This is a genomic window from Asanoa sp. NPDC049475, assembly GCF_040676915.1.
In the GTDB taxonomy this organism is placed as follows: domain Bacteria; phylum Actinomycetota; class Actinomycetes; order Mycobacteriales; family Micromonosporaceae; genus Asanoa.
In genome coordinates, this window is sequence record NZ_JBFAPY010000003.1 from 376,490 (window position 1) to 394,910 (window position 18,421).

The 18,421-nt window shown below is 72.0% G+C and carries 17 protein-coding genes and 1 pseudogene; 9 read left to right on the forward strand and 9 right to left on the reverse strand.

Annotation, left to right across the window (positions count from 1 at the left end; translation table 11 throughout):
- Nucleotides 1-141: 141 nt before the first annotated feature.
- Nucleotides 142-639: a SigE family RNA polymerase sigma factor gene (locus tag AB0J88_RS12945; protein WP_364345460.1), complete on the forward strand. Its 498-nt coding sequence runs from the start codon at nt 142-144 to the stop codon at nt 637-639.
- On the forward strand, nt 632-1,378 hold the full coding sequence (locus AB0J88_RS12950; RefSeq protein ID WP_364345458.1) for a hypothetical protein: 747 nt from the start codon (nt 632-634) through the stop codon (nt 1,376-1,378). Before AB0J88_RS12945 ends, AB0J88_RS12950 begins: the two co-directional genes overlap by 8 nt.
- Here AB0J88_RS12950 and AB0J88_RS12955 read toward each other — a convergent pair.
- The gene (locus tag AB0J88_RS12955; protein WP_364345456.1) at nt 1,371-2,288 is read right to left on the reverse strand and encodes a helix-turn-helix domain-containing GNAT family N-acetyltransferase; all 918 of its coding nucleotides are present in this window, start codon (nt 2,286-2,288) and stop codon (nt 1,371-1,373) included. The genes AB0J88_RS12950 and AB0J88_RS12955 overlap by 8 nt on opposite strands.
- Nucleotides 2,289-2,378: 90 nt before the next feature.
- On the opposite strand from AB0J88_RS12955, the gene AB0J88_RS12960 reads away from it, so the two are divergent.
- Nucleotides 2,379-3,431: a glucose 1-dehydrogenase gene (locus AB0J88_RS12960; protein ID WP_364345454.1), complete on the forward strand. Its 1,053-nt coding sequence runs from the start codon at nt 2,379-2,381 to the stop codon at nt 3,429-3,431.
- Here the strand turns inward: AB0J88_RS12960 and AB0J88_RS12965 are convergent.
- Both AB0J88_RS12965 and proB read right to left on the reverse strand, forming a co-directional pair.
- Complete coding sequence (locus AB0J88_RS12965; protein ID WP_364345452.1) at nt 3,420-4,664, reverse strand: glutamate-5-semialdehyde dehydrogenase; 1,245 nt, start codon at nt 4,662-4,664, stop codon at nt 3,420-3,422. The two genes, AB0J88_RS12960 and AB0J88_RS12965, sit on opposite strands and share 12 nt — an antisense overlap.
- Before the next feature lie 22 nt (nt 4,665-4,686).
- On the reverse strand, nt 4,687-5,796 hold the full coding sequence (gene proB / locus AB0J88_RS12970) for a glutamate 5-kinase (protein WP_364345450.1): 1,110 nt from the start codon (nt 5,794-5,796) through the stop codon (nt 4,687-4,689).
- Nucleotides 5,797-5,856: 60 nt separating this feature from the next.
- Here proB and AB0J88_RS12975 point away from each other — a divergent pair, with 60 nt between their 5' ends.
- On the forward strand, nt 5,857-6,162 hold the full coding sequence (locus AB0J88_RS12975; RefSeq protein ID WP_364345448.1) for an MGMT family protein: 306 nt from the start codon (nt 5,857-5,859) through the stop codon (nt 6,160-6,162).
- A gap of 6 nt (nt 6,163-6,168) precedes the next feature.
- On the opposite strand, the gene AB0J88_RS12980 is transcribed toward AB0J88_RS12975, so the two are convergent.
- Nucleotides 6,169-7,566 (reverse strand): gamma-glutamyltransferase, encoded by a 1,398-nt coding sequence (locus AB0J88_RS12980; RefSeq protein ID WP_364345446.1) that lies wholly within the window; start codon nt 7,564-7,566, stop codon nt 6,169-6,171.
- An 89-nt stretch (nt 7,567-7,655) separates the two neighbouring features.
- On the opposite strand from AB0J88_RS12980, the gene AB0J88_RS12985 reads away from it, so the two are divergent.
- The 5 genes and pseudogenes from AB0J88_RS12985 (at nt 7,656) to AB0J88_RS13005 (ending at nt 13,451) form a co-directional block, all read left to right on the forward strand.
- Nucleotides 7,656-9,041: an MFS transporter gene (locus AB0J88_RS12985; protein ID WP_364345444.1), complete on the forward strand. Its 1,386-nt coding sequence runs from the start codon at nt 7,656-7,658 to the stop codon at nt 9,039-9,041.
- Nucleotides 9,042-9,051: 10 nt separating this feature from the next.
- Nucleotides 9,052-10,515, forward strand: a complete 1,464-nt coding sequence (locus AB0J88_RS12990) for an aminotransferase class V-fold PLP-dependent enzyme (protein ID WP_364345442.1) — start codon at nt 9,052-9,054, stop codon at nt 10,513-10,515.
- 10 nt (nt 10,516-10,525) lie between these two features.
- A pseudogene (locus tag AB0J88_RS12995) lies at nt 10,526-11,014 on the forward strand (NADH-quinone oxidoreductase subunit B family protein); the annotation flags it as partial.
- Between the two features lie 308 nt (nt 11,015-11,322).
- Nucleotides 11,323-12,111 (forward strand): SDR family NAD(P)-dependent oxidoreductase, encoded by a 789-nt coding sequence (locus tag AB0J88_RS13000; RefSeq protein WP_364345441.1) that lies wholly within the window; start codon nt 11,323-11,325, stop codon nt 12,109-12,111.
- A gap of 38 nt (nt 12,112-12,149) precedes the next feature.
- Nucleotides 12,150-13,451, forward strand: coding sequence for a DUF2252 domain-containing protein (locus tag AB0J88_RS13005; protein ID WP_364345439.1), 1,302 nt, complete (start codon nt 12,150-12,152; stop codon nt 13,449-13,451).
- On the opposite strand, the gene AB0J88_RS13010 is transcribed toward AB0J88_RS13005, so the two are convergent.
- The 5 genes from AB0J88_RS13010 to AB0J88_RS13030 all read right to left on the reverse strand — a co-directional run bounded on the left by AB0J88_RS13010 (nt 13,444) and on the right by AB0J88_RS13030 (nt 18,411).
- On the reverse strand, nt 13,444-14,265 hold the full coding sequence (locus tag AB0J88_RS13010; RefSeq protein ID WP_364345437.1) for a prenyltransferase/squalene oxidase repeat-containing protein: 822 nt from the start codon (nt 14,263-14,265) through the stop codon (nt 13,444-13,446). The two genes, AB0J88_RS13005 and AB0J88_RS13010, sit on opposite strands and share 8 nt — an antisense overlap.
- Nucleotides 14,266-14,397: 132 nt before the next feature.
- On the reverse strand, nt 14,398-15,579 hold the full coding sequence (gene moeZ, locus AB0J88_RS13015; RefSeq protein WP_364345435.1) for an adenylyltransferase/sulfurtransferase MoeZ: 1,182 nt from the start codon (nt 15,577-15,579) through the stop codon (nt 14,398-14,400).
- A 106-nt stretch (nt 15,580-15,685) separates the two neighbouring features.
- A complete protein-coding gene (locus AB0J88_RS13020) occupies nt 15,686-16,504 on the reverse strand; it encodes a DUF3152 domain-containing protein (protein ID WP_364345433.1) in 819 nt (272 codons plus the stop codon).
- 39 nt (nt 16,505-16,543) lie between these two features.
- Nucleotides 16,544-17,287 carry a DUF3152 domain-containing protein gene (locus AB0J88_RS13025; protein WP_364345431.1) on the reverse strand — a complete coding sequence of 248 codons (744 nt, stop codon included), beginning with the start codon at nt 17,285-17,287 and terminating at the stop codon, nt 16,544-16,546.
- Nucleotides 17,288-17,445: 158 nt separating this feature from the next.
- Complete coding sequence (locus tag AB0J88_RS13030) at nt 17,446-18,411, reverse strand: alpha/beta hydrolase (protein ID WP_364345429.1); 966 nt, start codon at nt 18,409-18,411, stop codon at nt 17,446-17,448.
- Between the last annotated feature and the right edge of the window lie 10 nt (nt 18,412-18,421).

Sequence of the window (18,421 nt, forward strand, 5' to 3'; positions counted from 1 at the left end):
GATTGCGAGCCGTTGATTTGCCGCGATCGCGTCATGGCTCTCAGTTTCACCCAACAACGCCCTGGCGTCGGCCGAATTACGACAATGAGCACGGCTGCGTGGACGGGATACTGTGTGGGTGCCGTCGACCCCGGGAGAGTTGTGCCCGACAAGCTCGACTTCGCGGAGTTCTACGCCGCGTGGTTCCGCCCACTGACGCATCAGCTGTTCGCCCATACGGGCGATCTGGCCGAGGCGCAGGACGTGGTGCAGGAGGCATTCTGCAAGGCCTGGCCACGCTGGTCCACATTGGATGACCCTGGCGCGTGGGTACGCCGGGTGGCGTGGAACCTCGCGACCAGCCGCTGGCGGCGGGCGCGCCGGTTGCTGCACCTGACCCGCGGCGTGCGCGAGGAGCACACGCCAGGGCCGGGTCCGGACGCGGTCGCGCTGCGCGCCGCCCTGGCCACCCTGCCCGAACGGCAGCGCCAGGCGGTCGTGCTGTTCTACCTGGCCGACGTGTCGATCGCCGAGATCGCGGAGCTCACCGGCGCGGCCGAGGGCACGGTCAAGTCCTGGCTGCACCGCGGGCGGGCGACGCTGGCGCTGCGGCTGACCGACGACGACGTGCACGCGAGCCCGGAGGTGCGCAGTGCGTGAGCCGCCACCCGACCGGGTCCATGACGCGTTCGCCGAGCTCACCGAGTCGGTCGACGCGCTGCTGCGCCCGCCGGGGGTCGAGTCGGTGCGGGAGACCGTCCGGCGCCGGCGGCAGCGCCGCGTCGGTGGGGCCGCGGCGGCCGCGCTCGCCGTCGCCGGAGTCATCGCGCTCGCCCGGCTGCCGTTGATGGAACAGCCGACGCACATCCAGGCCGAGCCACCGGCCGAGGGCGGCACGACGACGCAGCCGAGCATGCCGCTCCCGCCGTTCGCACCGCCGACGTCCGCGGCCACCGAACCGGCGACCAGCCCACCGGCGGCCACGGTCTCGCCCCGCGACACCGCGGTCGACGGGAACACTCCGTCGACGCAGCCCGACGGGGCGGCGCTCCCGCCGCCGCCGAAGTGCGTCTCGGAGGTGACCGCCGCCGCCACGGGCAGCCAGTTGGTGATCTCGGCCGGGCCGGTCTGCCCGCAGGCGGAGATCGTGGTGTCCTGGGTGACCTACGAGACGCAGCGGGACGGGTCGCAGACGCTGTTCGCCACCGAACGGCACACTTTGACGGCACGGGAGCCGCAGGTGACGACCACGCTGCGGGAGTCGCCGGTCTGCGTCGGCCCCTGGTACGCGCTGCGCTCCGACCCGCCGATCCCCGCGATCATCGCGGCGGGCGAGGTCGCCCCGTTCCCGAGCGACTCGGTGCTGGCCAGCGAGGACGGCGAGATCTGCCTCAGGTGAGGTCGAGCGACCAGGTCTCGTCGACGAGGTCGGCGCCGAACTCGTGCACCGGTTCGGCCCGGTCGAGGTGGAATCCGGCCCGCTGGTAGATCCGGCGGGCCTCGGCCATCGCGTCGTAGGTGCTCAGCACCATCCGCCGGTAGCCGGCGCGGCGGGCGAACCGCAGGCACTCGTCGACCAGCCGCCGGCCCAGCCCGAGCCCTCGGGCGGCCGGCTCGACCAGCAGGATCCGCAGCCGCGCGGTGTGCTCGTCGTCGGCGACGCACATGATCGAGCCGATCGGCTCGCCGTCGGCCTCGGCGATCCACAGTGCCTCGCGGGTCGGGTCGGCGCCGGCGCCGTAGTCCCCGACGATCCGTGCGACGTAGGCCTCGAACCGGGCGTCCCACCCGTGCGCGTGGGCGTAGAGCTCGCCGTGCCGGCGGACGATCCAGCCGAGGTCGCCGGCCACCGGCGGGCGCAGCACGACCAGGCCCACCGGGTCGGTGGGGCGCAGGACGTCCTGGATCGCGTCCATCGCGCCCAGGAGCCGGCGGCGCTGGCCCTCGGCGAGGGGCTCCAGCAGGGTGCCGACGTCGGCCCGGGAGCGCGCGTCGAGATCGCGCGCGGCGGCCCGGCCGGCGCTGGTCAGCGCCACGACCTGCCGCCGGCCGTCCGCCGCCGACCGCGACCGTTCGGCCAGGCCGTCGGCCTCGAACCGGGTCAGCACGCGGCTCAGATAGCCGGCGTCGAGCCCGAGGGCGCTCCGGAGGTCGACCACCTCGACCCGCTCGGCCTGGGCGAGCTCGAAGAGCACCCGGGCCTCGGACAGCGAGTAGGGCGTGTCGAGCAGGCTCTCGCCGAGCACGCCGATGACCCGCGTGTAGAAGCGGTTGAAGGCGCGGATCCGCGCGACCGGCTCGACAGTCATTGCCCACTCCAACCATTTCGTTGACTGAGTCAAACGATAGGCGCGGTCCGTTTCTGAGCGCAAGGTGGACCTGGGCCGCAAGATGGTCCTATGCGGGCACTGACCGTCACACCTGGCACCAAGGACTCGCTGCGGCTCGACGAGGACTTCCCCGAGCCCGCTGAGCACGAGGGCGGGCTGCTGGTGGAGGCCGTGGCCGTGGGGGTGTGCGGCACCGACCGCGAGATCATCGCCGGCGACTACGGCGAGTCCGCGCCCGGCGAGGACCGGCTGGTCATCGGGCACGAGTCGCTCGGCCGCGTGGTCGAGGACCCGACCGGCCGGCTGAAATGGGGCGACCTGGTGGCCGGCATCGTCCGGCATCCCGACCCCGTGCCGTGCCCCAACTGCGCCCAGGGCCAGTGGGACATGTGTCGCAACGGGCAGTACACCGAGCACGGGATCAAGGGCCTCGACGGCTTCGCGCGGGATCGCTGGCGGATCGAGCCCGAGCACGCGGTCAAGCTGGACCAGTCGCTCGGCCTGCTCGGCGTGCTCCTGGAACCGACCAGCGTGGTCGCCAAGGCCTGGGAGCTTATCGACCGGTTCGTCGAGCGCGACCCGTGGCAGCCGGAGAACGTGCTGGTCACCGGGGCTGGGCCGATCGGCCTGTTGGCGGCCATGCTCGGCAAGCAGCGCGACCTCGACGTGCACGTGCTCGACCTGGCCACCGACGGCCCCAAGCCGCAACTCACCCATGACCTGGGCGCGACGTACCACAGCAAGCCCGTGCACGAGCTCGGCTTCGCGCCCGACCTGGTGCTCGAGTGCACGGGCGCCGCGCCGGTGGTGTTCGGCGTGATGGACGCGGTCGGCCCGTGCGGCGTCGTCTGCCTGACCGGGGTGTCCACCGGCGGTCACCAGATCCCGGTCGACGCGGGCGCGCTCAACCGGGCGCTGGTGCTGGAGAACAACGTGGTCTTCGGCTCGGTCAACGCGAACGCCCGGCACTGGAAGGCGGGCGCCGACGCGCTGGCCGCCGCCGACCGGAAGTGGCTCAACCGGCTGGTCACCCGCCGGGTGCCGGTCGAGCACTACCGCGAGGCGTACGCCGATCCGCAGGAGGGTGACATCAAGGTGGTTGTGGAATTTCTAACCGCGTAGCTGTCCTTCGCCGGTGACGACGTATTTGGTGGAGGTCAGCTCGGGCAGGCCCATCGGGCCGCGGGCGTGCAGCTTCTGCGTCGAGATGCCGATCTCGGCGCCGAACCCGAACTCGCCGCCGTCGGTGAACCGGGTCGACGCGTTGACCATCACCGCGGCCGCGTCGACCGAGGCGACGAACTCGCGCGACGCGGCCAGCGACTCGGTAACGATCGCCTCGGTGTGCTGCGTGCCGTAGCGCCGGATGTGATCGACCGCCGCCGCCAGCGACGGGACGACCGCGGCCGAGATGTCGGCCGAGAGGTATTCGGTGGCGAAGTCGTCGTCGGTGGCCGGGACCACGTCGGCCGAGTGCGCGGCGACCTCGGGCGAGCCGTGCACGGTCACCCCGGCCTCGGCGAACGCGGCCAGCACCCGGGGCAGGAACGCGTCGGCCACGTCGGCGTGCACCAGCAGGGACTCGGCGGTGTTGCAGGTCGACAGCCGCTGGGTCTTGGAGTTGAGGACGATCGCCAGCGCCTTGTCCAGGTCGGCCGCCGCGTCGACGTAGACGTGGCAGTTGCCCACGCCGGTCTCGATCACCGGGACCGTCGACTCTTCGACCACGGCCCGGATCAGCGAGGCGCCGCCGCGCGGGATCAGCACGTCGACCAGCCCGCGGGCGCGCATCAGCTCCTTGACCGAGTCGCGGGTGGACGAGTCGAGCAGCTGCACAGCGTCGGCCGGCAGCCCCGACACCTCGAGCGCCTCGCGCAGGATCTCGACCAGCTTGGCGTTGGAGTTGGCGGCCGACGAGGAGCCGCGCAGCAGCGCCGCGTTGCCGGACTTGAGGCAGATGCCGGCGGCGTCGACGGTCACGTTGGGCCGGCCTTCGTAGATCATGCCGACCACGCCGAACGGCACCCGGACCTGGCGCAGCTCGAGCCCGTTGGGCAGGGTCGAGCCGCGGACCACCTCGCCGACCGGGTCGGGCAGGGCGGCCATCTCGCGCAGCGCGCCGGCGATCGCGGTCACCCGGGCCGGGGTCAGCGCCAGCCGGTCGAGGATCGCGTCGGAGAGCCCGGCCGTGCGGCCGGCGGCCAGGTCGGCCGCGTTCGCCTCGATGATCTCGGGCGAGCGGGCCACCAGCGCGTCGGCCATGCCGAGCAGAGCGCGGTCCTTCACCGCCCGCGGCGTGGCCGCGAGGGTGACCGCCGCCACCCGGGCCTGCTCCGCCTGCTCCCGCACGCTCATGCCGTCCTCCATCGGGTCGAATTCACAACAGTACGAGGTCGTCGCGGTGGACGACCTCACGTTCGTAGCCGGGGCCGAGCTCGGCGGCCAGGTCGCCGGTCGAGCGGCCCAGCAGCGCCGGCAGCTCGACGGCGTCGTAGTTGACCAGGCCACGGGCGACCGGGGCGCCGGCGTCGTCGACCAGGTCGACCGGGTCGCCGGCCGTGAAGACCCCGTCGACCGCGGTGATGCCGGCCGGCAGCAGCGACTTGCGCCGGGCCACGACCGCCTGCACGGCGCCCGGGTCCAGGTGCAGCCGGCCGCGCGGCGAGGTCGCGTGGGCCAGCCAGAACAGCCGGGCGGCGGGCCGCTGGGAGACCCGGTGGAACAGGGTGCCGACCGGCTCGCCGGCCAGCGCGTCGGCCGCGTTCGGCGCGGAGGTCAGCACCACCGGGATGCCGAAGCCGGTGGCGATCCGGGCGGCCTCCACCTTGGTCACCATGCCGCCGGTGCCGACACCGGAACGCCCAGCGCCGCCGACTGCCACCCCGGCCAGGTCGGCCTCGGCGCGCACCTCGTCGACCCGGCTCGCGCCGGGCTTGCGGGGGTCGCCGGTGTAGAGGGCGTCGACATCGGAGAGCAGCACCAGCAGGTCGGCGTCGACCAGGGCGGCGACCAGCGCGGCGAGCCGGTCGTTGTCACCGAACCGGATCTCGTCGGTGGCCACCGTGTCGTTCTCGTTGACGATGGGGACGGCGCCGAGGTCGAGCAGCTTGCGCAGCGTCCGGTACGCGTTGCGGTAGTGCGCGCGGCGGGTCACGTCGTCGGCGGTCAGCAGCACCTGGCCGACGGTCAGGCCGTGGCGGGCGAAGGCAGCCGCGTAGCGCCCGATCAGGAGGCCCTGGCCGACGGACGCGGCGGCCTGCTGGGTGGCCAGGTCCCGCGGGCGCCGGGGAATGGCCAGCGGGGCAAGGCCGGCGGCGATCGCGCCGGACGAGACCAGCACCACCTCACGCCCGGACCGGGCGGCGGCCGCCAGCACGTCGGCGAGGGCGTCGACCCGGCCGGCGTCGAGCCCACCGTCGGCCGTGGTCAACGACGACGACCCGATCTTGACGACGATCCGGCGTGCCGTCGTTACTGCTTCGCGCACGGGTCCATTCTGCGCGGTCGGTCACTCAAGATCACTTTTATATCCCATAGTGTGGCCGGCGTGGAGCCGGAGGAGTACGTGGAAGAAGTGCTCGCCGTGGTCGAACGGATCCCGCCGGGGCGGGCGATGTCCTACGGCGCGATCGCGGACTACCTCGCGGACCGCTCCGGCCGGTCCTCGGCCCGCCTGGTCGGGGCGATCATGGCCAAACACGGCGGCAGCGTCCCCTGGCACCGGGTCGTGGCCGCCAACGGCCGGGTGGTCCCGGGCCACGAGAAGGAGGCGCTGGCCCGCCTGGTGGGCGAGGCGACTCCGCTGAAGAACGGCCGCGTCGACCTCACCCGTGCCGCTTGGTGGCCGGAGTGAGGGCTGCTACAGGAGTTGGCCCGTTCCTCCTCGGCGGGGGTCGCCGCCCGCGCCGGCCACGCCGACCGCGCTGACGCCGCCGAAGAAGTGGTTGAGCTCGTCCCACTGCACGATCGTGTAGCCCGCGCGGGCGAGCTCCGCGAGCTCGTCCTCCGGATATCCGAGTTCCGCGTGCACCGCGTCGTCGACCACGTGGAACCGGGGCCGGGCCACGGCGGTCTCCGTGTCGAGGCCGTCGACCAGCACGCCGAGCAGCGTGTCGACCAGCGCGGTGCGGATCCGCGAGGCACCGGCCGAACCCGCGGCCAGCACCAGGTCGCCGTCGTCGCCGATCACCACCAGCGGGCACATCATCGACTGCATCCGCTGGCCGGGTGCCATGTCCTCGGTGATCAGCTCACCTTCGCCGAGCATCGAGTTGAGGTTGATGCCCAGCCCGGGCAGCCAGACGCCGGCCCCGATGCCGAGCGTCGTGGTGATCACGCAGGCGTTGCCCTCGGCGTCGACGACCGACACGTTGGTGGTGTCACCCAGTCGGGGCCGGCCGAACTCGCGCAGCGCGTCGGCCACGGCGACGGCCCGCTTCGGCCGGGACAGCTCCTGGATCGGGTCGGGCAGGGCGCGGATCGTGCGGATCGTGCCGTTGAGGTCGGTGCGCGCGTAGACGTCGTGCCCGGCCAGCCGCGCGTGCTCCACGGGCAGTTCGAGCACCTGGTACGCGGCCAGGTCGGCGGGACCGATCGCACCACCCGCACCCCGGACCGCCTCGACCAGCAGGTCGCCGAAGCGGCCGGTGTAGAAGATGTCCGGACCCTCGTCGGCCAGGCCGTCGAGCGCCTTGTCCAGGCCCGGGTGGTGCAGGGTCTCGCCGCCGCGCAACAGCCGACCGCCGGGCGCGTAGATCTCGCCGCCGTCGCTCGGGGTCAACGCCGGCGCGACGCTGACCAGCGTGCGGGCCTGCGCCTCGGGCAGCGCGACCCCGGCGCGGGCCAGCAGCACCGCCGGCTCGACGACCTCGTGCCATGGCAGGCGGCCCCAGCGCCGGTGCACCTCGCCGCAGCCGGCCGGCACGCCGGGGATGCCCACGCTCGGGCCGCCGATCGAGTACGGCATCGGTACCCCGCCGAAGGTGACCTCGATCGGCAGCATCGGTTGCGGCGCCACGTCGCCGTCCAGCCCCGGGATCGAGCAGAAGAAGTCGAGGCAGGTGACCGTGCGGTTGGCGGCGTCGTAGAAGGTGGCGAAGCCACCGCCACCTATTCCGGTCAGCACGCTCTCCGAGGCGGAGCAAGCCAGCACCGCGGCGACCGCCGCGTCGGCGGCCGAGCCGCCCGAGGCCAGCACCCGGAGGCCGACCTCGGTGGTTGCCGGATGCCCGGCTGCCACACCGGCTTTCACCGGCATCACCCCTTTTACGTCCGATAATCCCGCTCGGCCAGCAGGGTAGAGGTAAACCTCCCGCTCTCGCGTGCGGATCGCTAACATCCCGCCTCATGGACGCGCGGCGCAGCCAATCGGCGATCACCCGATCGGGTACCCAGCTACCGCGCCGGGTGCACGCCGGATACGCCCTGGGTTCGCTGGTCACCGGCGCGTTCGGCACCGTGCCGGGCCTGCTGCTGGCGCCCTACCTGACCGACACCCTCGGCGTGGCGGCCTGGCTGGCCGGCGTGCTGGTGTGGGCGCCGAAGGCCTGGGACGTGCTGGTCAACCCGGTCGCCGGGCGGATCTCCGACCGCACCCGCAGCCGGTGGGGCGCGCGCCGCCCGTACCTCCTGGTGGGTGGTCTGGCCCTTGCCGTGCTGTTCGCGGCGATCTTCGCGGCGCCGTTCGGCTCCGGCCAGGGCGCCTACGTCGCCTTCGCGTTCCTGCTGGCCGCGACCGCGTACGCGTTCTTCCAGGTGCCCTACGTGGCGATGCCGGCCGAGCTCACCGACTCCTACAGCGAGCGCACCCGGCTGCTGACCTGGCGGGTCGCGGTGCTGGCGATCGCCATCCTGGTCTCGGGTGCGATCGCACCGCTGGTGGTCAACGCGGGCGGCGACGGGATCCCGGGGCACCGCTGGATGGGCGTGTTCGTGGCCGGCCTGATCGTGGTCGGCACGATCGCGGTCTTCGTCGGCACCTCGCGTGCGCCGACCGGCACCGTCCGCGAGAGTGAGCCGACGCTGCGCGCGCAACTGGCCGTGGCGTCCCGCAACCGACCCTTCCGGCTGCTGCTGATCTGCTTCGTGATCCAGGCGGTCGGCATCGCGATGATCCTGGCCGGCGTGCAGTACTTCGCCGACCATGTGCTCTACTCCCCCGACACCGGGCCGACGGTGCTGTTCGCCTGTTTCGTCGGGCCGGCGCTGCTGGTCATGCCACTGTGGAGCCGGGTGGGGGCCAGGGTCGGGAAGGCGCGGGCGTACGTGCTCGCGTCGCTGCTGTTCGCCGCCGGCGCGGTGCTGCTGGTGCTCGCGCCGGTGCTGCCCGCCGTGGCGGTCTACCTGATCGTCGGGGTGCTCGGCGTCGCGTACGCCGGTCAGCAGGTCTTCGGCCTCGCCATGCTGCCGGACTGCATCGCCTACGACACGGCCCGCACCGGCAAGCGGCAGGCCGGGGTGTTCACGGGTCTGTGGACCGCCGGCGAGACGTTCGGGCTGGCCCTCGGCCCGGGCATCTATCTGCTGGTCTTGCAGGTCTTCGGCTACGTCTCGTCGTCGTCCGGCGAGGCGGCCGCCCAGGACGACACCGCCCGGCTGGGCGTGCTGCTCGGCTTCACGGTGCTGCCCGGTCTGCTCGTGGGGCTGGCGGTGCTGTTGATGCGCGGGTACGACCTGACCGAGGCCAAGCTGACCACGGCGGTGGGTGCAGCCGAAGCGGCGGCGATCAACTAGCGTCTCCGCCATGGTGGAGGCGTTGCCACAGCACGGAGTCCCGGCGTCCCAGGTTCTCGACGAGTTGCGCGCGCTGCGCCGGGCCGACCAGCCCACGCACGGCGGCCGCCTGTTCGCCTACGTCTACGACCCAGCGGTCGAAGGGCTCGACGACCTGGCCAACGCGGCGTACGCGATCTCCGCGTCGGTCAACGGCCTGGACCCGACCGCCTTCCCGTCGCTGCTGGCGATGGAGAACGCGCTCGTCGGCGCGGCCGCCCGGCTGTTGGGCGGTGGGCCGGGCACCACCGCACCGGACGTCGTGGGCAGCGTGACCAGCGGTGGCACCGAGTCGCTGATCCTGGCCGTCAAGGCGGCGCGGGACGCCCGGCCCGACATCGCCGCGCCGCGCATCGTGGTGCCGGTGACCGCGCACGCCGCGTTCGCGAAGGCGACGCATTACCTAGGCATGGCGCTGGACGCGGTGCCGGTCTCTCCTTCGACGTTGCGGCCCGCGGTTTCGGACGTCGCCGCCGCGATCACCGACGACACCGTGCTGGTGGCGTGCTCGGCGCCGTCGTACGCCCACGGCGTGATCGACCCGGTGGCGGAGATCGCCGCGGTGGCCGCCGCCGCCGGGGTGCGTTGCCACGTCGACGCCTGCTTCGGCGGGTGGACGCTGCCCTACCTGCGCCGGCTCGGCGCCGACCTGCCGGACTTCGACTTCGCCGTGCCGGGTGTCACCTCGATCTCGGTAGACCTGCACAAGTACGCGTACGCGCCGAAGGGCACCTCCGTCCTGCTGCACCGCGACCCGTCGCTGCGGGCGCCGCAGTACTTCGCGTTCGGCGACTGGCCCGGCTACACGATGATCAATCCGGGTGTCTCGTCGACGAGGTCGGGCGGACCGATCGCGGCCGCGTACGCCACGCTGCGCCGGATCGGCGACGACGGCTATCTGAGGCTGGCCGAGGTCACCCGGGACGCGGTGCGTGGCCTGGCCGCCGCGGTCGAGGCGGTCGACGGGTTGCGGCTCATGGCGCCGCCCACGACCACCGTCGTCTGCTTCACCGGACCGAACCTGTTCGTGCTGGCGGACGAATTGACGGCGCGGGGCTTCCACACGCAGCCGCAGATGCACTACGGCGACATCCCGGCCAGCATCCACCTGACAGTGACGGCGTCGGTGGCGCCGCATGTGGAGGAGTTCGCCGGCGCGCTGAAGGAGGCCGCGGCGGCGGCCAACGCCCGCGGCCCGGTCGACCTGCCGCCCGAGGTGTTGGCGCTCGTGACCGCGCTCGACCCGGCGGCGCTGACCGCGGAGGTGGTCGCCGGCCTGGCGGGCGCGCTCGGGCTGGGCGGTGGCGACGGTGCGGGGCCGCTGCCGGATCGCGTCGCCGCGGTCAACACGCTGCTGGACGCGGCACCCGTGCCCGTGCGGGAGCGGTTGCTCGTAGAGTTCCTGGGCCTGCTGCAGCGCCCGAGCTTCGACTAGCCTGGAGATCGTGGAACTGCCAGCCGTGCTCGGAGAGCCGATCCGGTTCGTGCTCAACTGGGGTCGGCGCTACTCGCTCTGGGTCTTCAACTTCGGCCTGGCCTGCTGCGCGATCGAGTTCATCGCGAGCAGCATGGGCCGGCACGACTTCATGCGGCTCGGCGTGATCCCGTTCGCGCACGGTCCGCGGCAGGCCGACCTGATGGTGGTGTCCGGCACGGTCACCGACAAGATGGCGCCGGCGATCAAGCGGCTCTACGACCAGATGCCCGAGCCGAAGTACGTCATCTCGTTCGGCGCCTGCTCGAACTGCGGCGGACCGTACTGGGACTCCTACTCGGTGACGAAGGGCGTCGACCAGATCATCCCGGTCGACGTGTACGTGCCCGGCTGCCCGCCCCGGCCCGAGGCGCTCATGCACGGCATCCTGCGCCTGCAGGACAAGATCGCGGGTGAGCCGGCCGGGCCAGGCGGCGTGCCGCGACCCGACCCGCTGGCGGCCCGCAGCGCCCTGACCGCGCCCCTGGTGCCGGCACCGGACGGCACGAACCGACCGGTGACACTGCCCGACAGCGTCAACCCACAGGCGGCGGTGCCCGTCAGCACCAGCCGGCCGGTGGAGCACCCCGACCGTGTCGACTGGGCACACACCCCACCCGTCCCGCTGGCCACGCCGCTCGGTCCTGACGGCACGTTGCCGGTCCGCGAGGCCACCGGCAACCGGGCCGGTGCCTCGGCGCCGTTCGGCGACGACGCGGTGCCGCTGGACGAGGGCACCGTCGACTACCACCACCCCACCGGCGACTGATGTCGCGGATCCTGATCACCGGTGCCTCGGACGGGCTCGGCCGGGCGCTCGCGCTGGCGCTGGCCGAGCGCGGGCACGAACTGGTGCTGCACGGCCGCGATCCCGAGCGGCTCGCCGAGGTCGCCGACGCGACCGGGTCCGTGGCGCTGCGCGCGGACCTGGCCGAGCTGGCATCGGTGCGCCGCCTCGCGTCCGAGATCGGCGACCGCTACGACTCCCTGGACGTGCTGGTCAACAACGCCGCCGTCGGCTTCGGGGCGCCCGGTGCACCCCGCGAGCTGACCCGCGACGGCATCGAGCTGCGGCTGGCGGTCAACTATCTGGCCCCGTACCTCCTCTCGCGGTTGCTCCTGCCTTTGCTGCGTAAGCCCGTGACAGCGCGGATCGTCAACGTCGCGTCGATCGGACAGGCCGACATCGACCTCGACGACCTGATGATGGCGCACGGGTACGACGGAATCCGCGCGTACCGCCGGGCGAAGCTGGCCATGATCTGTGACACCTTCGACCTCGCGGAGCGACTGTCCGGCACGGGCATCACCGTCAACTGCCTGCACCCCGCGACCTTGATGCCGACCACGTTGGTGCGGGTCGCGGAGTTCGCCCCCGTCTCGACCCTCGAGCAGGGACTACGTGCCACGCTGCGGCTCGTCGACGACCCGGCGCTGGACGGCGTCACCGGCCGCTACTTCGACGGCGAACGCGAGGAACGGGTGCGCGCACAGGCCTACGACCCCGCGTTCCGGGCCGCACTGGCCGACCGCGCCGCCGCGTTGACGGAATCTTGACATGACCACGGTGGCGCGCGAGGTCTAGCGTTCGGCGCATGACCAACGAACGGCGTTCCGCCCAACTGGTGGACGTGCTCACCACCGAGTTCGGCCAGCTGATGGCCCTCGACCCGGCCGCCTTCCGGCGCAAGTTCCGCAAGATGGCGGCCTCGCCGTTCGCGTTCTACCGGGGCAGCGCCGCGGTGTTCTACGCCGACCTGGCCGGCGAGTTCGCCGACGACCGGTTCCTCGACGAGCACACGAGCCGGGTGTGGATCCACGGCGACCTGCACGCGGAGAACTTCGGGACCTACATGAACGGGTCCGGCGAGCTCGTCTTCAACGTCAACGACTTCGACGAGGCGTACGTCGGGCCGTTCTCCTGGGACCTCAAACGGTTCGCGGCGAGCGTGGCGCTGATCGGCTACGCGAAGGCCCTCTCCGACGACGTGATCGCGGACCTGGTCGGCCGGTTCGCCAACGCCTACCTGACCGAGCTACGCGCGATCGCGGCCGGCGGCGACGACGCGATCGGCTCGATCACCCTGGCCAACGCCGACGGCGTGCTGCGCACTGTGCTCCAGCAGGCGCGGCTGAGCACGCGGGTGGCGATGCTCGACACGCAGACGACGATCGACAACTACGAGCGCCGCTTCGCCCTCGGCGACGGTGTCTTCGAGATCGACGACGCCCGGCGCGAGGCGGTGCTGGCGGCGTTCGACGCGTACCTCGACACCCTGCCCGCGCACCGCCCGGTCGCCACCCGGATCAAGGACGTCGTGCTGCGCAAGGGCGTCGGGATCGGCTCGGCCGGGCTGCCCTCGTACAACCTGTTGTTGGAAGGGCACACCCAGGCGCTCGAGAACGACGTCGTCATCTACATGAAGCAGGCGCAGGTGCCGGCGGTGGCCCGGCACATCACCGACGGGCGCGTGCGGGGCTACTTCCACCACCAGGGTCACCGCACCGCCGAGTCCCAGCGGGCGTTGCAGGCGCACGCCGACCCGTGGCTGGGCTACACCGAGCTCGACGGGGTCGGCCAGTTGGTGGCGGAGGTCTCGCCGTACGCGGCCGACCTGGACTGGGCCGACGTCAACGAGCCCGAAGAGCTGGCCGGCGTGGTGGGCGACCTGGGCCGCGCAGTGGCCCGCATGCACTCGGTGGCCGACGACGAGTCGAGCCACGACCTGGTCGACTTCTCCACGGAGGAGGCGATCGTGGCAGCGGTCGACAAGGACGAGCACGGCTTCGTCGCGCACCTGGTCGACTTCGCGAAGCGCTACGGCGTCCGCGCGCGCGAAGACCACCAGATCTTCGTCGACCTGTTCCGCAACGGGCAGGTGCCCGGCCTCACCTGAAGGCGCGGATAGCAGCCAGCGTGGTGTGCACGTCGAACGCCTCGCCGTCGTCGCTGGCCCAGCCTCCGTCGCTGCGTTGGGTCTGGGCCAGTCGGCGCGCGGCGGCGGCCAGCAGCGTGTCGTCGGTCGACAGGCCGACCCGGCGCAGGGCCGAGGCCATCGCGGTCACGTCGGACGGGGTCATGTCGCGGACCCGGTCGGTGAGCACCACCTGGATCCGAGCCGACTCGTAGTACATCTCCTGGCGGTAGAGCACCGCGGCGCCGAGCCAGCCGGCCGCCAGGAACGACGGCCAGGTGCCGTCGGGGTGCAGCGCGGAGGCGAACACCTGGGCCGCGCCCTGCACCACGCCGGCGTAGACGCCGCCCACCCGGTGGTCGAACGGACCCGCCGCCCGGGCGTCGTGGCCGGCGACGGTGAGCCAGAAGCCGGCGTTGGCGGTCAGGTAGAGGGTCGCCTCCGGGTCGCCCGGGGTCGCCCACGGCGGCGCCCAGCCGGACAGCGACGGGTCTTCCTCCCAGGTGCCGTCCGGCCGCTGTCGCGTGGCCAACCAATCCAGCGCCCGGCGGGCCGCGGGGCGGCCGAGCGCACCGAGGTCGTCGAGCTCCGCGAGCCGGAAGCAGGTCGCGTCGACCGAGGCCACGTCGCCGCCCCAGATCGCCGGCCAGCCGCCGTCGGCCGCCTGGCCCACCTCGGCGTCGTCGAGAATGGCAGGCTGGGGCGGCGCGCCCACCCGCAACCACGACAGGCGGGCGCGGTCGACCGCGTCGCCATGGGCGACCACGAAGCCGATCGCCGCGTCCAGATCCACCACGGCCGAAACGGTACCGCCGGAAAGGCGAGTCCGCCTCAAGCGGTTGGCCAAGGTCAACTGCCCGTCGGGCAGGTTTAGAGCTGAGAAAAGCCAGTCTCGCCGCGACGACGAGACTGGCTTTTGTCGGTTTGTTCAGTAAGCGGGAAGGCTCGGATCGATCTGCTTGATCCAGGAGAGCACGCCGCCCTGGAGGTGCACGGCGTCCTTGAAGCCGGCCGCCTTCACGGCCGCCAGCGCCTCCGCGGAGCGTACGCCGGACTTGCAGTGCAGCACGATCTGCCGGTCCTGTGGCAGCGTGGCCAGCGCCTCGCCGTTGAGGATGTCGCCCTTGGGGATCAGGGTCGAGCCCGGGATCCGGACGATCTCGTATTCGGCGGGCTCACGGACGTCGACGAGGAAGAAGTCCTTGCCGGCGTCCTGCCACTCCTTGAGCTCCCGCGCGGTGATCGTCGCGTCGACGGTCGCCTCCTGGGCCTCGACGGAGACCGCGCCGCAGAAGTCGTCGTAGTCCTCCATCAGGTCGGTCAGCGTCGGGTTCTCGCCGCACAGCACGCAGTCGGGGTCCTTGCGGACCTTGATCTTGCGGTACGACATCTCCAGCGCGTCGTAGACCGTCAGGCCACCGACCAGCGGCTCGCCGATGCCGGTCAGCAGCTTGATCGCCTCGGTCACCTGGATGGAGCCGATCGACGCGCACAGCACGCCGAGCACGCCACCCTCGGCGCACGACGGGACCATGCCGGGCGGCGGCGGCTCCGGGTAGAGGCAGCGGTAGCAGGGACCGTGCTCGGCCCAGAAGACCGACGCCTGGCCGTCGAAGCGGTAGATCGACCCCCACACGTACGGCTTGCCGAGCAGCACCGCCGCGTCGTTGACCATGTAGCGGGTGGCGAAGTTGTCGGTGCCGTCGACGATCAGGTCGTACTGGGAGAAGATCTCCTTGACGTTGTCGCGGTCGAGCGCGGTGTTGTGGATGACCACGTTCACCAGCGGGTTGATCTCGCGGACCGTGGCGGCGGCGGACTCGGCCTTGGGCTTCCCGATGTCGGACTGCCCGTGGATGATCTGCCGCTGCAGGTTGCTCTCGTCGACGGTGTCGAACTCGACGATGCCGAGCGTGCCGACCCCGGCCGCGGCGAGGTACATCAGCGCCGGCGAGCCCAGGCCGCCGGCGCCGACACAGAGCACCCGGGCGTTCTTGAGCCGCTTCTGCCCCGTCACCCCGACGTCCGGGATGATCAGGTGGCGCGAGTAGCGGCGGATCTCGTCGACGGTGAGCTCGGCGGCGGGCTCGACGAGCGGGGGCAATGACACGTTGGGTCTCCCCGGGTGTGATCGGATCGATGAGGTGGTGCCGAGCAATTGTTGCTCGACACACGCCCCACTGCCATGACACGCGCCACGCCCTCTTGACGTGCCGTCAGGGAATAGGCGGGCCGGTGTAGCGCCGGCCGTCGACGTACGGCCAGCCGTTGGGCAGGCAGCCCTGCATGCCGTACGTCTGCTGCTGCATCACCGGCGCCGCCTTGCCGGGTGCGGGGCAGGCCTCGTGGCTGTGCCCGAGCTGGTGACCGACCTCGTGGTTGACCGCGTACGCCTGGTACTGGCCGAGCGGCGCCTCGAACCACGGCACGGCGCTCACCCAACGGTCGGCGTTGATGACCACCTGGTCGCCGAGCTGGCACGAGGTGAACCGCTCGGTGTCCAGGCCGCCCTCGGCGCACATCCGCTCCGAGGTGCCGGCGCTGGCCAGATAGATCGTGAAGTCGGCGGTCTGGTCGGGGCCGACCCGGCGGAGCCGGAGCTTGCCGTCGGCGATCCAGCTCCGCTTGTCACCGAGGATGGTGTCGACGGACGCGACGAACGGCGCCAGCTCCAGGTTGATCCCCTTCTCCACCGCGACGTGGAACCGCCGCAGGTCGGTGCCCCGGCCGAGGGTGGGTCCGTCGCTCCGCTCGGTGCTGAAGACGCCGGGGCCGTCGGGCGCCGGACCCGGCTGGCCGGTCGGCGACGGGCTGGGCGCCGAGAAGGGGCCGATCTGCCCGGGGACCGGCGACCCGGCCTGGGTCTGGCTCGGCTGGGGTGCCGCGTCGGGTGAGCGCCGCGCGTGGTTGACCGCCATCAGCAGGGCGGCCGTCGCGATCAGCGCGAGGCCGACCGCCAGCATGCCGCGATGACGGTCGGGCGGGGGCACGGGTAGCGGCGTACGTGGTGCGGGAAGCCGGTGGCCGGTCGCCATGAATCAACACGATGCCAGGTCATTTCGGACATTGCTCGCTTATTGATTGGCTGAGGGACCGGTGTTGAGCTTTCCGTCGACGTACGGAAACGGATTCGCCCTGCAGCCGTTGAGGCCGAGGGTCTGCGTCATCATCACCGGCGCCGGCTTGCCCTTGCCCGGACACGACACGTGGTGGTTGCCGAGCTCGTGCCCGGTCTCGTGGTTGGCCACGTACGTCCGGTAGACCGAGAGGGGGGTCTTCGCCTCGATGTACTCGGGAACGGACATGTTCCACCGGTCGAGGTTGATGATCACTTTCCCGACGGTCCGGCACGAGGTGTACGGCTCGCCGTTCACGTTCGTGTTGGTGCCGCCGCGGGCGCACATGTCGTGCGAGGTGCCCGCCGTGGCCAGATAGACGGTGAAGCTGTAGTCCTCGCCGTCCGCGACCCGCTGCAGCCGCAGGTCGCCGCTCGCGATCCAGCTCCGCTTGTCACTCAGCGCGGCCTCGACCTGGTCGCCGAACGCCTCGATGTCTTCCTTGGACCCGTTCTCCACCGCGATCCGGTAGCGGCGCAGCGTCCCCGACTTGCCGACGACCTTCCCGGTGGTCTTGCCGTACTTGAACGTGTTGTCGCCTCGGCGCGGCGGAGTGCCCTTCAGCCGGTAGACCGGCGGAGGCGCCTTGGTCGGCGTCGCGGTCGGCGGCGAGGTAGGCGACCCGGTGTCCGCGACGCCGGACGGCACGGTCTGTGCCGCCGAGTTGGGCTGTCCGCCGCGCAGGGGCAGACCGAACAGCATCAAACCGATGCCGACTACGAGCGACAGGGCGGCGACGATGAGTACGCGGGTCGGACCGCGACTGCGGCGCGACCGTCGATCGCGAGACCGGCCACGAGGAGGTTGGGGGTGCCTCGCATTGATCATGCTGGGCCTCAGCCTGCCACACGACCACCTGATCAGGTGACCCCGGCCCGCTCCCGCTCGTATTCGTCCAACAGGGCGAGCACGCCTCGGGCCACGATCCGTGGCACTTCCATCTGCGCCACGTGACCGACGCCGTCGAGGATCAGCAGGCGGCTGTCCGGGATGACCTTTGCCACCTGCGGCGCCACCCTGATGTCGACGAGGCGGTCCTGGCGGCCGCCCACCACCAGCGTCGGTGCGGTGATCTGGGAGGCGATCTTCCACATCGAGTTGGCGCCGGGCAGGTACGCGCGGAGGAAGCTGCTGACCAGGCCGCGCAGCGAACGCACGTAGGCGTCGAAGTAGTGCGCCGCCTCGTACCGAATCTTGATCTCCTCGACCGCCTCGCGACGGCGCTGCTCGCTGACCCGCGTGACGTCGTTGAAGCAGGCCTCGATGACCTGCGCGGCCAGCTCCTCCGGGGCGTAGCGGCCCATCATCCAGGCGGCCAGCCGGTCGGCGCGGGGCAGCGCGAGCAACGGAACCACCGGGCCCTGCAGGGAGCGGCGCGGGTCGAGGAACGGCATCGCCGGCGAGATCAGGGTGAGCGTGCGGATCAGGTCGGGGCGCAGGCCGGCCATCCGGACCACCACCGCGCCGCCCAGCGAGTTGCCGAACAGGTGCACCGGGCCGCGGTCGGCCACCTCGATGAGGCGGATCATGCGATCGGCGAACGCCTTGATCGTGTACTGCTTCGCCGGGCCGCTGCGGCCGAAGCCGGGCAGGTCGACCGCCTGGCCGTCGAGCCGGTCAGAGAGCAGACCCGCGAGGTCTGTCCAGTTCTGCGAGGATCCGCCCAGGCCGTGCACGTAAAGCGCCGGTTGTGCCTCTGCGGAGGTGCCCGGGGTGTCACGCACGAAGGTCTGCTCGCCGTCGACGACCGCCATGCGACCGGGCCACGGGGGCGGCATCCGGTCAGGCCCGAAGACCTCGTCGGCGCCTAGCAGAGCGCGCTTCATGAATATATTG